The 15,053-nt window shown below is 62.3% G+C and carries 17 protein-coding genes; 2 read left to right on the top strand and 15 right to left on the bottom strand.

Going from position 1 to position 15,053, the window contains the following annotated elements; translation table 11 throughout:
• Positions 1-20 precede the first annotated feature (20 nt).
• Entirely contained in the window at positions 21-743 is a 723-nt protein-coding gene (locus H0S73_RS04545; RefSeq protein WP_181051044.1) for a maleate cis-trans isomerase family protein, read from the bottom strand.
• Positions 744-794: 51 nt separating this feature from the next.
• The gene (locus H0S73_RS04540; protein ID WP_181051043.1) at positions 795-2,387 is read right to left on the bottom strand and encodes an ABC transporter substrate-binding protein; all 1,593 of its coding nucleotides are present in this window, start codon (positions 2,385-2,387) and stop codon (positions 795-797) included.
• 165 nt (positions 2,388-2,552) lie between these two features.
• Here H0S73_RS04540 and H0S73_RS04535 point away from each other — a divergent pair, with 165 nt between their 5' ends.
• Positions 2,553-3,545, top strand: coding sequence for a LysR family transcriptional regulator (locus H0S73_RS04535; RefSeq protein WP_181051042.1), 993 nt, complete (start codon positions 2,553-2,555; stop codon positions 3,543-3,545).
• A 125-nt stretch (positions 3,546-3,670) separates the two neighbouring features.
• Here the strand turns inward: H0S73_RS04535 and phnN are convergent, their stop codons facing one another.
• From phnN to phnG, 13 genes are all read right to left on the bottom strand, one after another.
• On the bottom strand, positions 3,671-4,231 hold the full coding sequence (gene phnN / locus H0S73_RS04530; protein ID WP_181051041.1) for a phosphonate metabolism protein/1,5-bisphosphokinase (PRPP-forming) PhnN: 561 nt from the start codon (positions 4,229-4,231) through the stop codon (positions 3,671-3,673).
• Entirely contained in the window at positions 4,224-5,363 is a 1,140-nt protein-coding gene (locus H0S73_RS04525; protein WP_181051040.1) for an alpha-D-ribose 1-methylphosphonate 5-triphosphate diphosphatase, read from the bottom strand. The genes phnN and H0S73_RS04525 overlap by 8 nt, the downstream gene beginning before the upstream one ends.
• Positions 5,364-5,374: 11 nt before the next feature.
• Entirely contained in the window at positions 5,375-6,058 is a 684-nt protein-coding gene (locus H0S73_RS04520) for a DUF1045 domain-containing protein (protein WP_181051039.1), read from the bottom strand.
• On the bottom strand, positions 6,058-6,909 hold the full coding sequence (phnE, locus tag H0S73_RS04515; RefSeq protein ID WP_181051038.1) for a phosphonate ABC transporter, permease protein PhnE: 852 nt from the start codon (positions 6,907-6,909) through the stop codon (positions 6,058-6,060). The genes H0S73_RS04520 and phnE overlap by 1 nt, the downstream gene beginning before the upstream one ends.
• Before the next feature lie 72 nt (positions 6,910-6,981).
• On the bottom strand, positions 6,982-7,971 hold the full coding sequence (gene phnD, locus H0S73_RS04510) for a phosphonate ABC transporter substrate-binding protein (RefSeq protein WP_181051037.1): 990 nt from the start codon (positions 7,969-7,971) through the stop codon (positions 6,982-6,984).
• A gap of 28 nt (positions 7,972-7,999) precedes the next feature.
• A complete protein-coding gene (phnC, locus tag H0S73_RS04505; protein WP_181051036.1) occupies positions 8,000-8,839 on the bottom strand; it encodes a phosphonate ABC transporter ATP-binding protein in 840 nt (279 codons plus the stop codon).
• On the bottom strand, positions 8,836-9,543 hold the full coding sequence (locus H0S73_RS04500) for a DapH/DapD/GlmU-related protein (protein ID WP_181054238.1): 708 nt from the start codon (positions 9,541-9,543) through the stop codon (positions 8,836-8,838). Before H0S73_RS04500 ends, phnC begins: the two co-directional genes overlap by 4 nt.
• The gene (gene phnL / locus H0S73_RS04495) at positions 9,543-10,283 is read right to left on the bottom strand and encodes a phosphonate C-P lyase system protein PhnL (protein ID WP_181051035.1); all 741 of its coding nucleotides are present in this window, start codon (positions 10,281-10,283) and stop codon (positions 9,543-9,545) included. Before phnL ends, H0S73_RS04500 begins: the two co-directional genes overlap by 1 nt.
• 1 nt (position 10,284) lies before the next feature.
• A complete protein-coding gene (gene phnK / locus H0S73_RS04490; protein ID WP_181051034.1) occupies positions 10,285-11,061 on the bottom strand; it encodes a phosphonate C-P lyase system protein PhnK in 777 nt (258 codons plus the stop codon).
• Positions 11,058-11,963 carry an alpha-D-ribose 1-methylphosphonate 5-phosphate C-P-lyase PhnJ gene (locus tag H0S73_RS04485; protein ID WP_181051033.1) on the bottom strand — a complete coding sequence of 302 codons (906 nt, stop codon included), beginning with the start codon at positions 11,961-11,963 and terminating at the stop codon, positions 11,058-11,060. Before H0S73_RS04485 ends, phnK begins: the two co-directional genes overlap by 4 nt.
• Positions 11,960-13,060 carry a carbon-phosphorus lyase complex subunit gene (locus H0S73_RS04480; RefSeq protein WP_181051032.1) on the bottom strand — a complete coding sequence of 367 codons (1,101 nt, stop codon included), beginning with the start codon at positions 13,058-13,060 and terminating at the stop codon, positions 11,960-11,962. Before H0S73_RS04480 ends, H0S73_RS04485 begins: the two co-directional genes overlap by 4 nt.
• A 3-nt stretch (positions 13,061-13,063) precedes the next feature.
• Positions 13,064-13,660: a phosphonate C-P lyase system protein PhnH gene (phnH, locus tag H0S73_RS04475; protein WP_181051031.1), complete on the bottom strand. Its 597-nt coding sequence runs from the start codon at positions 13,658-13,660 to the stop codon at positions 13,064-13,066.
• Positions 13,660-14,112 (bottom strand): phosphonate C-P lyase system protein PhnG, encoded by a 453-nt coding sequence (gene phnG / locus H0S73_RS04470; protein WP_181051030.1) that lies wholly within the window; start codon positions 14,110-14,112, stop codon positions 13,660-13,662. Before phnG ends, phnH begins: the two co-directional genes overlap by 1 nt.
• A 100-nt stretch (positions 14,113-14,212) precedes the next feature.
• Between phnG and phnF the strand changes: the two genes are divergently transcribed.
• Positions 14,213-14,935, top strand: a complete 723-nt coding sequence (phnF, locus tag H0S73_RS04465) for a phosphonate metabolism transcriptional regulator PhnF (protein ID WP_181054237.1) — start codon at positions 14,213-14,215, stop codon at positions 14,933-14,935.
• Positions 14,936-15,053 lie beyond the last annotated feature (118 nt).

Genomic DNA, 15,053 nt, shown 5'->3' with positions numbered 1-15,053 from the left:
TTCCCTCAGATGAGCCGAAGTCAGGCTACGGTCCAAAGCTTCCCGAGATTGGGAATTTGGTCGGGCAGCCCGCAGGCCCGCAAGGCGCGCCAGAGCGTCGCCTGGTTGCTCGACACCACCGGGGTGCGCGTATCCATCTCCAGGTAAGGCAGCGTCGCGAAGGTGCGATAGGTGCCGCAGGAGATGAGAATCGCGTCGGCTTGGCCTGCCTCCTTGAGCGCCTGCTTGCCGAGCCTGTAGGCACTGTCGGCATCGTGAACGCTGGCTTCGAACGGATCCGTGATCTGGAGTCCGATCATCGATTTCACGGAGAAACCATAGGCCTCCATGTAGTTCGCCATCTTCCGGTTGACCTCATCGGAATAGATGGTCGCGACGGCCACGGTCTTGGCGCCGAGCGCCTTCAGGGCGTCCATCTGGGCGCCCATCATGGTGATGGCGGGGATGCCGGTGGTATCCCGGATTTGAGCGCATACCTCTTCGTCGTGGCCGGGTCCGCGCAGGAAGGTTCCCGGCGCGCCGCATTGAACGATCAGATCGACCTTGGCGGTCGCGAGCTGGCGTGCGGCTTCGAGCACCTGGCTCATCATGACCTTCAGGCCTTCGTCGTCCACGCGCGGCACGATCGTCCGCGCATCGGCGAACGCGACTCCCACAGGCGCAACGCTACGCCACTCCTCGGCACCTTCGATTGCGGTGGCAGGCCTCATCTGGCCGATCCGTGCGCGCCAACCCAGCATCATGTGACAGTCTCCTCTCTTGAATTACGGAAAGAACGTTGGACAGTCGGGATGTCAGCGCACCCCGATCCTCGAGTAATCGAAGAAGACGGAGCGGGCCGGAACGACACCCGTGACACGGGCACGAAGAATGCGCGGAAGCTTGTCCTGATAGAGGAAGATCCAGGGAGCATCCTTCGCAATCAGATCCGCGGCCTGGCGGTAGAGATCGTTCCGCTTGGACTCGTCGGTTTCCGCCCGTGCCGATGCGAAGAGATTGTCGACGTCGGGGTTGCTGTACCACCCGCGATTCACGCCGCTCGGTGGTTGTTGCGAGCCACTGAACATGCGCTCCAGCCAATAGGTGCTATCGGCGCCAGTAGTCCATCCGTTGAAGGAACCCTGCACATCGTCCTTGTAGCCCGGGCCCTCGGTGGTTACGAGGGTTGCGAATTCCAGGAACTGCGGCTGCAGGTCGATGCCGACGGCTTTCAGGTCCTGCTGCAGCAACGCGATGATCTGGGCCGCCTGTCCGAAGCCCGGTCCGCTGTTCGGCGCCAGGAGCTTGAGGACGACCGGAGTCGTGACTCCGGCTGCGCCCAGGAGCTCCTTCGCTTTCGTCGGATCGTAACGGTACGGATTGGCCGCCCGGTCGCGTGGCAACTCGTTGCCGAGGGGTACGGGCCCCATCGCAGGGGTGACCTGGCCATCGAGCAGCGCTGCCAGGCTGTCGCGGTTGACCGCATGATTGAGCGCTTGGCGGAACAGCGGGTTCTTCGTCAGTTCCGACCGGGTGTTGAGGCGCACGAAATATTGGTTGGCGGGCTCGGGATATTGAACCTGCAAGCTCGGATCGACTTTCAGCTGAGCGACCTGCTGCGAACTCGCACTCGGAATGATGTCGATCTGTCCCGTCTGCATCCCGATCGCCATCGCGGTCGGATCGGTGACCGGACGGATGATGATCTGATCGATCCCGGGCTTGTGACCCCAGTAAGAGGCATTGCGCGACAGATTGAGCTGTTGTCCCTGCTGGAAGGCCTGAAGCGTGAACGGACCCGTGCCGACGGGGCGAAGGCCGAGCTGATCGCCCTTGTTCTGCTCGATCGCGCCCGGGCTGACGATGCTGGCGCGGCGATCGCTCAACAGGCGCGGCAGACCGGAGAACGGCTCCTTGAGAACGATCTGAAATGTCGATGCATCGACCGCCGAGGTGCTTTTGATCCATCGCGTCAGGAAGGTCATGTTCCCGCCGGCACGCGTGTCGTATACAGGCGAATCCTTGTCCATCATGCGGCTGAAGTTCAGCTGCACCGCGGCCGCGTCGAGCGGCTTTCCATCATGGAAGGTGACGCCCTGACGAAGCTTCAGGGTGTAGGTGAGGCCGTCCGGGGATACGGACCAGGACTCGGCGAGGGCTCCGACCAGTTCCGGCGCCACTTCCGTCGCCTTACTGAGATCCTCGCGGATGAGCGGATCGAAGATGGCGTCGATCACCCTGAGACCGGGCGTGCCCGTCATCCGGTGGGGATCGAGCGGCGGCACGGCGCCTTCGGATCCGATCACGATCGCCGCTGCGGAGACCGAGGTGGACAACCCTACAGGCGCCAACAGTAACGCAGACGCCAGAACAGCCGCCGTGCGGCGGGCAGTCAGATAATTCAGCATCTCTGTTCCCTCTCCGATCGGAACGTCTGCGGTCGACTTGCTGACCGCCGCGCTCCGTTGGACATGATGAGACTTGACGCTGGCGAATTATTCAAATTGAAATGTTTGGATGATTAATCAGGTCTATTTATAATTCTGGTTCAGCCTTGTTCGCCTGGAGGCACGATGCACAAGTCACCGACTGCGAGCGAAGCGAATGTGCCCTCGCAGATAAGCTACAATGTGACCATCAAGCACTTGCGGGCCTTTCTGAACCTTGCCCAGCACCGCAGCTTCACGCGGGCTGCCATCGCGCTTCATGCATCCCAACCGTCGTTGACGATGACCATCCAGCAACTGGAAGACATCGTGGGATGCAGCCTGTTCGACCGCACGACCCGCAATGTTCTGCTGACGCCAGAAGGAGAGGACTTTCTTCCCGTCGCGGAGCGCCTCATCGCTGACTTCGATCTTGCCCTTGAGAACATCCGCGTCGCGGCATCTGCGCGGAAGGGACGTGTTGGGATCGCTGTCGTCCATTCGGTTGCGACACGGATCATCCCGCGCGTTCTCGGCGGACTTCTGTCCGAATATCCCGGCCTTCACGTTCAGCTTCGCGACGGTAACTCGGCAGATGTCCGCCGCCGCGTGAGGCAGAACGAAGTCGACTTCGGATTCGGGAGTATGGACGAGGAAGACACGGATCTCGAATTCAAGCCTCTGTTTCGCGATCAGATGGGGCTTCTCGCGCGTTACGATCATCCGCTCATCAGGTCAAAGAAGGCTCTGAAATGGGCTGACCTGAACGGTTATGATTTCGTGGGCCTCGCATCGGACACGGCAACCGGGCCCATCGTTCGCCAGATCCCTTCGCTTCCTCAGTCCGTGCATGCTCCCCGGTTCGAGGTTTCGACGAATACGACATTGTGGGCGCTGCTTGAGAGCGGGATCGGCGTAACGACCGCTCCCGCGCTATCGATCGACAACAAGCGCAATCAGACTCTTCGGTTCCGGGCTCTCAACGATCCAGTCGCATGGCGTCACGTGTATGTTATTTCGAGGCGAGGGCGCATCCTGACGCCGATGGCGGTCGAAATCATGCAGCGCGTGAGAGCAGAGGTCGCCTCGATCGCCGGCGATCATCAACTCATCGAGATAGACGGTCGTCCATCTCCGTGACGGGAGGAGATCAAGTTCGGGACGATGCCGCTTTGAAGCTCGTCCGGCCTGAGTTCCAGCTGAGCGCCGCATCACGGGGCGTCCGATGCTCCGGATGGCTTATGCACCAACATCCCTGCAGGACATCACTCTGATGACGGCCTCAGGATCCCGATCAATCGTTCCTTCGCGACAGCGATTGGACCAGAGTTGTCGATCCGCGCGTGGAAGCATGCCGCATGCGGGACCTGGAGGGAAACCGACCGCGCGATGCGCGCCCTCGCTTCGTCTGCACTCTCACGCCCACGCGCGATGATACGTTCGATCAGGATTTCCGGATCGGCTGTGATTTCGACGACAGCGACCCGATCGAAAGTTCGCACTGCCTCGGCAAGAGCGGTACGGGATACATTGGCGACGACCGTATTGCCTTGGTTCACATCATTGAGGGCTGATCGCGGCAGCCCATAGGAGAGGCCATGCGCGCGCCAACTCAAGCAGAACAGGCCGGCAGCACGTCCCGCTTCGAACTCCTCAGGCGTCATCGTATCATGGTCTTCCGTAATGCCGTCTGACAAACGAGTAATGACCCGACGCACGAAGATGATACCCGGATGATCGTACACGTCATCCGCAACGGCTCTGAGGAGCGTGTCCTTGCCTGCCCCACTGGGGCCGACGATCGCGACGAACAATCCTTCACGCAACGCGGGCCCCCTCGCGCCAGACCGAGCAAACGCGCGGAGGCCGGCCACTGTCGTCCTGGACCCGTACCAGATCGGCACGCCGCCCGATTTCGATACGTCCGCGATCAGACAGGCCCGCGGCATCGGCCGGATTCGCCGAGATCAGGCGTATGGCGTGGGGCAGGCCGATATCGGCTCGCTCGGCGAGGAGAAAGGCCGCTTGGACGAGGCTGAACGGAACGTAATCCGAGGACAGGATATCGAGCGCGCCGGCATGCAGCAGGTCAATGGCCGAAACATTGCCCGAATGTGAGCCGCCCCGTACCACGTTCGGCGCGCCCATCAGTACGTGCAGACCTGCCTCCCGCGACAGGGTTGCGGCTTCGACCGTGGTCGGGAACTCTGCCAGAGCGACCCCGAGCGCGACGCTCTCTTCCACATGCTCGCGCGTTGCGTCGTCATGGGAGGCAATCGAAATTCCGGCAGCGCGGCAGCGCTCGGAAAGGAGCCGGCGGTTGCGCTCGGAATTCGCGGCCGATTCAGCAATGCGCCGCTCGCTATAGGCGGCGAATTCGGTATCGCTGAGCTTCTTCTTGCCCTGATAATAGATACGATAGGCATCCAGACTGACGAACTGCCTCTGGCCGGGCGCATGGTCCATCAGCGAGGCCAGGCGAACCCGCTCATTCCCTCGCAGCTCGTCGAAGTGGTCCACCACATCCGGCACCGAAACCTCGCAGCGCAAGTGGATGAAGTGCTCTGCACGCAGGCGTCCGTCCGCACTTGCCGCCGCGATGGCACCTGCCATGGACGACATCTCCTGCGAACCGAACTCGGTGTCACCTTCCAAGCCGACCCGCAGCGCGTCGAAGACCGTCGTTATGCCTGATGTTGCAATCTGTCCGTCATGTGCCTGAAGTGCCGCATCCATGTTCCAGCGCACTTTCGGGCGCGGCTGCAAATGAGTCTCGAGGTGATCGGTGTGCAGCTCGACGCAGCCCGGAATCAGCACATTGCCGGCACAGTCCTCGCCGGCCCTGGAGCTGCCGCTCGAGATATCGGCAATATAGCCGTCGCGGATCTTAAGCGTGCCTTCGATGATCTCGTCGGCAAGGACGATGCGTGCATTGGTGAGTACGAGTTCTTGGGTCATGGCTCTAGGGCTCAGGATAGGATGGCGCTTTGAAGCGGATGGCGCGAATGAACATAGAAAGCTGCCCCCGGCTCCGGCTCGACGAAGAGCGCAAGCGCGTCCATGACGACAGGGGTCTCGAGCACGGGACTGAAATGAGAGCGCAGGCGGCTCTCGACGTGAACCGCCTCATCCTCGTCCATAATCGCGTTGGTCAGCGTCATGTGGAATCGGAAGTCGTGCCCCACATACGGATAGCCCCAGCGCGTCAGGTTCATTTGCTGGCGCTCCGACAGGCCTTGTGGATTGCGCCGCGCCACCTCCTGTTCGGACAGCGGAGCACGGAATGATTCGAAGGCCATGCGGATGGCTTCCTCGGCTTCGAGTAATTGCGGAGGCGTGTCCTGAACCGTGAGCGCGAAGAAGCGGCCAAGTCGTGTGATCGCAAGCATTCCGAGCGGGACAGCCGGCATCCTTTGCGACAATTCGGCCAGTTCCCGGTCCAGATCGGTGAGCGTCCTGCCGTCCGCAAGCCGGAATGGGGCCTTCAGCGTCGCGTGAAATCCATAGCGTGCTGGATCGGACACGAGCGCATCCATCACCTGATCCCGATCGCGAGCGACACGATCATCGAAGGCATCGCGTCCGAGCCATTCGGCTGCCCGCATCGTCAGCGGATCGTCCTTGGCCGGAGTGAAGTAGATTGCTGCCCGCATCAGATCACCAGTCTGCGGAGAAGCTGCGAGATCAAATCCATGATCGTGACCGTGACCATGACGATGATCAGGATCGCGGAAGCCTCGGGATAGTAGAAGGCGCGGACCGACTCGAAGAGCACCTGGCCGATGCCGCCGGCACCGATGATGCCGAGAACGGTGGCCGACCGGACGTTCGACTCAAGGCGGTAGAGCGAATACGATATCCAGAGGGGCAGGACCTGCGGGATCACGCCGTAGATCACCTGTTGGACCCGCGAAGCGCCCGTCGTGCGGATGGCCTCCACGGGGCGAGGATCGATCGCCTCGACGGCTTCGGAAAACAGCTTTGCGAGAATGCCCGTCGTGTGAATGAACAAGGCCATGACGCCGGCGAAGGGGCCGAGACCGACTGCCACGACGAACAGGACCGCGAATACGACCTCATGAATGGCCCGGAAGAGATCCATGACCCGCCGGACCGGCTGCAGGACCCACCAGGGAGCCATGTTGCGCGCCGACATGATCCCGAAGGGGATCGAGAAGACCACGGCGAGGAACGTTCCCCATATCGCAATCTGGATCGTGACCATCATCTCCTCGAGATAATGGCGCCAGTCATTGAAGTTGGGCCGCAGGAACCCGGACGCGTATTCGGCCATGTTCCCGGAATCGGTAAAAAGATAGGTCCACCGGCTTATTTCCGCCGGCCCCCAACTCCAGGAGAGCGCAGCCACGAGCAGAGCCAGCAGAAACAGATTGCGCAGACCGCCAGGTTCGCGCCCGGCTTTCGGAGATGGATTGGCGCGATCCCCGAAGGCTTTTCCAAGCTTGAAAGCCGCAGTACTGGAAGTCGATGCTGTCTGGTCCATGCCGGTATCGAGTCTCAACATTCATTGATTGGGGGAAGTGGCCATATTCCAGACCACTTCCTTTGGGTTGGCTCAGCCGGCGGCGGCCAGTTCGGCCTCGTACTTGGCCTTCTGCGCCTTCAACTGGTCGAGCTTCGCCTTCTTTGCATCGGCAGCGAGCGAAGCGTCGGCTTCGATCTGGCCAATCGACTTGGTGAGCTCCATGATGCGGATCGGCAGCAGCTGCCTGTCGGAAGAGGCGCGGAACGGAGCCCACTTCAGGCCGGCCAGCACGTTCTTCTCGGCGGCGACGTCGCCCGTCGACTTGTCGGTGCCGTAGGTGAGGAAGAACTCGCGGATCTTGGCCTTCTGAGCTTCCGGGAGATCCTTACGCCACACGATCGGGTCGGAGGGGATCAGGGGCGAACGCCAGACCTCGCGGATGTTCTCAAATGCCTTGGGCTGGTTCTTCTGAACCAACGCCATGTTTTCGGTGTTGTTGGCGGCTGCGTCGACCTGCTTGTTGGCAACCGCCATCGCGTTGGTCTCGTGGTTGGCATTGGTGACGTTCTTGAAGCAGGCCTTCGGGTCGATGCCCTTGGCGCTGAATACGAAAGTCATCGGGACAAGATAGCCGGAGGTCGAGTTCGGGTCGCCGAGACCGAAGTTGAGGGACTTGTCGCACTTCAGGACATCGTCGATCGACTTGATCGGCGAATCCTTGGGGACGATCACGACCGACCAGTAGCCAGGTTCGCCGCCGACCGGCACGCTCTGCACGAAGACTTCGCCGTTGGCGCGATCCACAGCTTCCATGGCGGATTTGTTGCCGTACCAGGCCAACTGCACCTTGCCGAAGCGCATGCCTTCGATGACGCCGGCATAGTCGGAGGCAAAGAACGGCTTCACTTCGAGGCCGGTCTTCTTCTTCAGGTCGGCGAGCAGAGGCTCCCAGCTGGTCTTCAGGTTCTGCTGGGACTCCGTCGAGATGATGCCGAAGTTGATCACCTCCTGGGCCAGGGCGGCCGTGGACATCGTGCAGGCGAGCGACACCGTCGCTGCCCATCTGAGCATCGCGTTCATTCCAGATTCTCCGCTTATCTTCCTAGGTTCAGGCTAACATGTGCACTGGGTCGTGGCTGTTCGGCCGGACCGGCAGAGCTCGCAGCAGTTCCGCCGGGCTCTCCGGCAGAACCAGTTCTTCCGAAGCGTCGCCGTAGAGCTCCGCGAGGAAACTGTTGGAAAGGGCTGTCGAGGGCCCGTCATAAACGATGCGACCATCGCGCATGGCGATCGTACGCTTGCAGTAGCGTCGCGCGTACTCGACCTGGTGCAGGGACACGAGGACAGTGATGTTGTCCTGCGTATTGATCGCGGCCAGGACGTCCATCACGCGCCGTGCGGAGGACGGGTCGAGCGCGGAAATCGGCTCGTCGGCGATCAGGATTTCCGCTTCCTGCACCAGAGTGCGCGCGATGGCGGCGCGCTGTTGCTGACCGCCCGAAAGCGTCGACGAGCGCTGACTTGCCACGTGGGGGATGCCGACACGGGCCAGGGCGCCTTCCGCCTTCTCCTTCTCGGACCGCTTGAACAGGCCGAGCGTGCCGCGCCAACGGGGGACCCGGCCCAGATTGCCGATGAGCACATTGGTCAGGACCGAGAGACGGCTGACGAGATTGAATTGCTGGAAGATGACCGCCACGCGACCGGCCGGGCGCCCACGCATCAACCGCCCCGCAATCTGCGACACCTCTCCGAGCACAACGACTTTCCCCGTCTCATCATCACCGGCCTCGAGACCCGCGATATGACGGATGAGCGTGCTCTTGCCGGAACCTGATGCGCCGATGAGTGCGACCATCTCGCCACGCCGGATGTCGATGCTGACATTGTCGAGCGCCCGGGTCTTTCCGTAACGCTTCGATAGGTTGGAAACGCTGGTCGCGATCATCTGAATGATTCCTGTTCGTCGGAACCTACCGGCCCAGGATAACCTGATGGCGACGGTTCGATGTCAGTTCGATGAAAGTTTGACGTCAGCGTCTCATAACGCTCGACGAAAGCCTCTGCCGTAAGCCTCCGGAAGTCATCGAGCGCCGAGAAAAGTTTGTCGTGTGGCCATTCCCACCAGGCCAGATGGTCCATGCGCCGTCCGATTTCAGGGTTTAAGCGCTCCCGGATGAGGCGCGCGGGGACGCCGCCGACGATGGTATAGGGCGCGACATCGCGCGAGACGACGGCTCCCGCTCCAACAACGGCACCGTTGCCGATGGTCACGCCGGGCAGGATGGTCGCTCCATGACCGATCCAGACATCATGGCCAATCGTAACCGGTTGGGAGCGGCGCCACCCGAAAAACTCCTCTTCGTCCGCTGCACCGTCGAAATAGTCGCCTGCGCGATAGGTGAAGTGATGCAGCGTGGCGCGCCAGGTGGGATGATTGGTGGCATTGATCCGCACGGCGGCAGCAATGTTGGCGAATTTGCCTATCCTGGCGCACCAGATCGCGCAGTCCTGCATGACGTAGGAGTAATCCCCCAGCACCGTCTCGCTCACGCGCGAGCGCGCTTCGATCTCGACAAAGCGACCGAGCGTGCACTGCTCGACATCGGCCGTCGGGTGGATGAGCGGCACATGTTCGTTGAGCTTGGGCATCATGCAGCCCTCCTGGTCGAGAAGGCCGAGACGTCGATGACCTTCGTCGCAACCGCCTCGCGAACCGGAATGTCGTGGAAGATCCCGAGGATGGCTGTTCCAGCGGCGAGCTTCTCCCGGATCATGCCGACGACCACATCCCGGTTGGCCTCGTCGAGGGACGCTGTCGGCTCGTCGAGCAGAAGGATGGGATGATCGATCATGAAGCCGCGGGCGATGTTCACCCGCTGCTTCTCACCTCCGGAGAACGTTGCCGGAGGGAGATTGAAGAGGGCCGAAGGCAGGTTCAGCCGCTCGAGCATGGCAGCGGCGCGGCTTGCTGCCAGGTTGCGCTCGATTCCACGCGCGAGGAGCGGCTCGGCCACAACGTCCAGAGCCGAAACCCGCGGGATCGCCCGGAGGAACTGGCTGACATAGCCGATATGATCCCGCCGGAGACTGAGGATCAGCCGGGGATCGCCGGATGCGAGATCTGCGACGTGACCGGTGCTGCGGTCCCGCACAAGGATGCGGCCGGCATCGACGGCGTAATTGCCGAAAATCATCCGCAGGATGGACGACTTGCCGATCCCTGACGGTCCGCCCAGCACAAGGCATTCGCCGGACGATACATCAAACGTGACATTGGCCACGACGGGAAGGCGGACGCCGCCACGGAGGTGGATCGTGAACGATTTGGATACGTCCTCGACCGAAAGCAGCGGAGCACCAGCCATGGCAGTGGGATTGTCGGCCACCATTTCAGTTCTCCAGGATTGAGGCGACGAGAAGCTGGGTGTAGGGATGGTTTGGGTCGTCCATCACGCGATCGGTCAGTCCCTGCTCGACGATCCTCCCGCTCTTCATGACGATCATGCGTTGCGACAGGAGGCGGGCGACGGCCAGATCATGGGTCACGATGATCACCGACAGGCCCAGATCCGAGACCAGCATCCGCAGCAGGTCGAGAACCCGCGCTTGGACCGAGACGTCGAGACCCCCGGTCGGCTCATCCATGAAGATCAGGCGAGGGTGGGTGACGAGGTTGCGCGCAATCTGCAGGCGCTGCCGCATACCGCCCGAGAATGAGACCGGCATGTCGTCGATGCGGGAGACCGCGATCTCGACGCGCTCCAACCAGTCGCCCGCCCGACGCCGGATCTCGCCATAGGTGCGCTCGCCGATCGCCATCAGCCTTTCGCCGACGTTGGCGCCCGCCGATACGCGCATCCGCAACCCGTCTGCCGGGTTCTGATGCACGAACCCCCAGTCCGTCCGCATGAGGAAGCGGAGCTCGGCTTCGCTCAGATCCGCGAGGTCCGGGAACCGCCGGTCGCGCGTCCGGTAGCGAATTTCGCCGCTACTCCGCTCCAGGCGCGTTGAAATGCAGTTGAGCAGGGTCGTCTTGCCGGAGCCGGACTCACCGACGATTGCGACAACCTCGCCCGGCCAGACGTCGAAGGAGACGTCGGTGCATCCGATGAAATTGCCGTAGCGCTTTTCCAGCTTGCGGACGGAGAGGATCGGTTCGCTGTTCATTCTGAAGCCTCCCGGCCGGCCTTCGCCGCGCTGTGCTGCGGCAAGCCTGCTCCCTGGCACCCGTCGGACCGGCGGGTTTCGCAATGATCCGTGTCGGAGCAAACGAACATACGCCCGCCCCGGTCGTCGGTGATGACCTCGTCCATGTACACGTCCTGCGCATCGCACAGCGCGCAACGGGATTCGAAGCGCTGGACGGTGAATGGGTGGTCCTCGAAGTCGAGGCTGACCACATCGGTGAAGGGCGGCAGCGCGTAGATCCGCTTTTCACGGCCGGCGCCAAAAAGCTGCAGCGCGGGCGAGCGGTGCATTTTCGGATTGTCGAACTTGGGGATCGGCGACGGATCCATGACATAGCGGCCCTCGACCTTTACGGGATAGGCGTAGGTCGTGGCGATGTGGCCATGCTGCGCAATATCCTCGTAGAGCTTGACATGCACGAGGCCATACTCTTCCAGCGCATGCATCACGCGGGTTTCCGTCTCACGCGGCTCGAGGAAGCGGAGAGGCTCGGGGATCGGCACCTGATAGACGATGATCTGGCCCTGGGTTAGGGGAGTCTCGGGAATGCGGTGGCGGGTCTGGATGATCGTTGCGTCTGCCGTCCGCGTCGTCGTAGCAACATTCGCGACCTTGGCGAAGAATGCCCGGATCGACACCGCATTGGTGGTATCGTCGGCGCCCTGATCGATGACCTTGAGCACATCGTCCGGGCCGAGGATCGATGCGGTGACCTGCACTCCGCCTGTGCCCCAGCCATAAGGCATGGGCATCTCGCGGGAGGCGAACGGCACCTGGTATCCGGGGATCGCAATTGCCTTCAGGATCGCACGCCGGATCATGCGCTTCGTCTGCTCGTCGAGATAGGCGAAGTTATATGCAGGCAGGGAGGTATTCTTCATTCTGCTGCCTCGCTCATGGGTGTGTCGACACTCGCCGTTTCGGCCTCGCGGCGCAGGGTTCGCAGCAAGTCGAGCTCTGCTTGGAAATCGACATAATGGGGAAGCTTCAGGTGCTCCACGAAGCCTGTGGCCTGCACGTTGTCGCAATGCTCCAGCACGAATTCCTCGTCCTGCGCCGGAGCCAGCCGTTGCTCGTTGAACTCATCGGCTCTCAGCGCGCGGTCAACGAGACTCATGGCCATCGCCTTGCGCTCGGATTGCCCGAAGACCAGCCCATAACCCCGCGTGAACCGGGGCGGCGTATCGGCGCTTCCCTTGAACTGCGACACCATCTGGCATTCGGTGACCCGGATCGCGCCGATGCACACGGCAAAGCCGAGCTCGGGCACCTCCACCTCGATATCGACCATGCCGATCCGGATCTCACCGACGAACGGGTGGGTTCGACCGTAGCCGCGCTGCGTCGAATAGCCGAGGGCGAGCAGGAAGCCCTCGTCGCCGCGTGCCAGGGCCTGCAGGCGGATGTCGCGTCCGACCGGATAGGCAATCGCCTCGCGCGTCAGGTCGCCCGGTTCATCGTTGCTCGGGACATCAGCCTCGATCAGCCCTCGACCATCGAGAAGATCGGTCACGCGCGGGCAGCTCTCATCCGCCCGGCGCTCCCGCTTGACGGGATCCGCGACAGCTTCGTCACTGGCCATGGACGGGTCGATCAGGCGGTGCGTGTAGTCGAAGGTCGGTCCCAGCAGCTGGCCGCCCGGGATGTCCTTGAAGGTCGCCGAAACCCGGCGTTCAATGCGCATCCTGTTCGTGTCGATGGGGCACGCATTGCCGAACCGCGGCAGCGTGGTTCGATAAGCGCGCAGGAGGAAGATGGCTTCGATCAGATCGCCGCGCGCCTGGCGCACGGCCATCGCCGCGAGTTCGGGATCGTATAGGGAACCCTCGCCCATCACACGATCGACGCCAAGGGACAATTGGTTGACGATCTGCTCGACGGAGAGTGCCGGCACATCGCGGTCACCCCGCCGACGGTCGGCCATGAGGCGATGCGCATTCGAGATCGCCGCCTCTCCACCTTTTACCGCGACATACATGGCTCAAGCCTCCACAAGGCGGGTGGTACGCGGCAGCGCGGTCAATTCGCTGCCGCAGACCAGGAGCAGGTCGAAGCCCAGCGGGTAGCGGGCCGCATTGATCGCCATTGTTTGGGTGAACCCGTCGGGCAGACCGCGTGGTGCGATCGTGGCCGTGGTCTCGATGCCGGGGCCACGGATCGTCAGCGGCGTGCCGTCGCGCAGGCTTGCCACCGGCAGAAGCAGTGTCGCAGATCGGTCCGGGTAAGAGGCCGAGCCCATGGCGAATTTCAGCCAGCCCTCGACCGGACTATGCTTGGCGAGAACCGCAAAGCTTGCGTCGGATGGATCGGACGCGACCGTCGCGCCCGTATGGAACGTCAGCCACGACGCAGCTGCATCCACGCCCTTGTCTTCAAACCAGACCGGGGTGTCGTAATCGGCGAGCGTTGCCAGCACGATCGCGGCCGCAGGCTCCAGCGGCGCAGGCGCATGAACCGGCTGACCCAAATCGACGATGCGGCCAGGATGCGCCATCGCGTCCATCACGAGGCGGAATGCGGCCTGCGATTGATAGACCGGAGCAGTGAACCCGCCATCCAACAGGGTAATGCCAGCCATCAATCCTCTCCCCGAACCATGGTGAAGAAGTCGACGCGCGTGGCCTCCGTCTCCTCAGCCTGCCGTGCCCGCGCGGCGTCCTGTTCCGCCAGCGCCGGCGAAACGAAGTCGGCTTCGATCACCTGGACCCAGTTCGGAAGCTGCGAAAGCGCATCGAGATGCGCGACGATGCTCGCCATCCGCGGTTCGCGGCCGAGGACGATCGCATGACCGATCTCGCCTGTGACGAGCTTCACTGTCGCTCGTGTCACCGTGGCTTCGCCGAGATTGAAGATGGCGCCGCCGCCGCCCGCTCGGCCCCGGAGCATGACCGTACCGATTTCAGGGCCACGGATGGGTGTCGCCGCAGGGGCGGACGGTTCCAGCTTGGCATATCGCTGCGCGAGATGGGCCGGGTTGCCGGAGGCCAGGGCCTCCAGCCTCCGCTTTCGGGCTTCATGAGGAGAGTGCATTCGGTGGCTCACTTGTCTAAAAGTCTAGACAACCATTCATGTTCGTGTTCTAGCGTGTCGACCGTGACAACCTGATGACGTTTTGCGAAAGGCGGTGCCGATGAAGCCCAATATAGACGGCGTCACACGCTGGCGGCGGGTGGCGGACGACATCCGTACGAATATCGATGACGGCGTTATCTCTGACGCTCTCCCCTCCGAATTTGAGCTGGCGGCGCGTTACGGCGTCAATCGCCATACGATCCGTCGTGCCATCGCGGCTCTGACCGCAGACGGATTGCTGCGCGTGGAGCGTGGGCGCGGCACGTTCGTGAACAGCAAGCCGCAACGCATCGTTTATCCCATCGGGTCGCGGACCCGCTTTTCCGAGAACATGCTGAAGCAATCGCTGGAGCCCTCGGGGCGGCTCATCAAGTCCGACTACGTTGTGTCGGATTCGGTGTTAGCGCCCCTGCTTGAGTGCCGCGTCGGCACTCGGCTTCACCGTCTTGACAGCCTCTCGGTGGCGAACGGCGTTCCGCTCTCGCGCTCGACATCGTACTTTTCGGCTGAGCGTTTTCCCGGGATCGTCGACGCCTATGCCGAAACGGGTTCGATCACCGAAGCCTTGCGGCGCGAAGGGATTGTCGACTATCGCCGCCGGGAGACCCGCCTGACAGCGGAGCGCGTTTCGGCCAAGGACGCCGAGCTGATGAGCTGCGCATCCGATGCGGTCGTCCTGATCAGCAAGGCGATCGACGTCGACCTTGAAGGGCAGCCGATACAGTTCATCAGAACCAAGTTTCTGGCGGATCGGGTGGAGCTCGTGATGCTCCAAAGCTGACACTCGGCTGGCTTTGCTGGAGAGATCTCGAAGACCGGGTCCACTTTTCCGCGCGATGCGCCGAACAAAAAAATCCCCGGGCCGGAGCCCGGGGATCCATCGGATTCTCGAATCTCGA

Origin of the sequence: Microvirga mediterraneensis (assembly GCF_013520865.1) — a bacterium.
In the GTDB taxonomy this organism is placed as follows: Bacteria; Pseudomonadota; Alphaproteobacteria; order Rhizobiales; family Beijerinckiaceae; genus Microvirga; species Microvirga mediterraneensis.
This window is presented reverse-complemented; position numbering and strand designations above follow the sequence as displayed.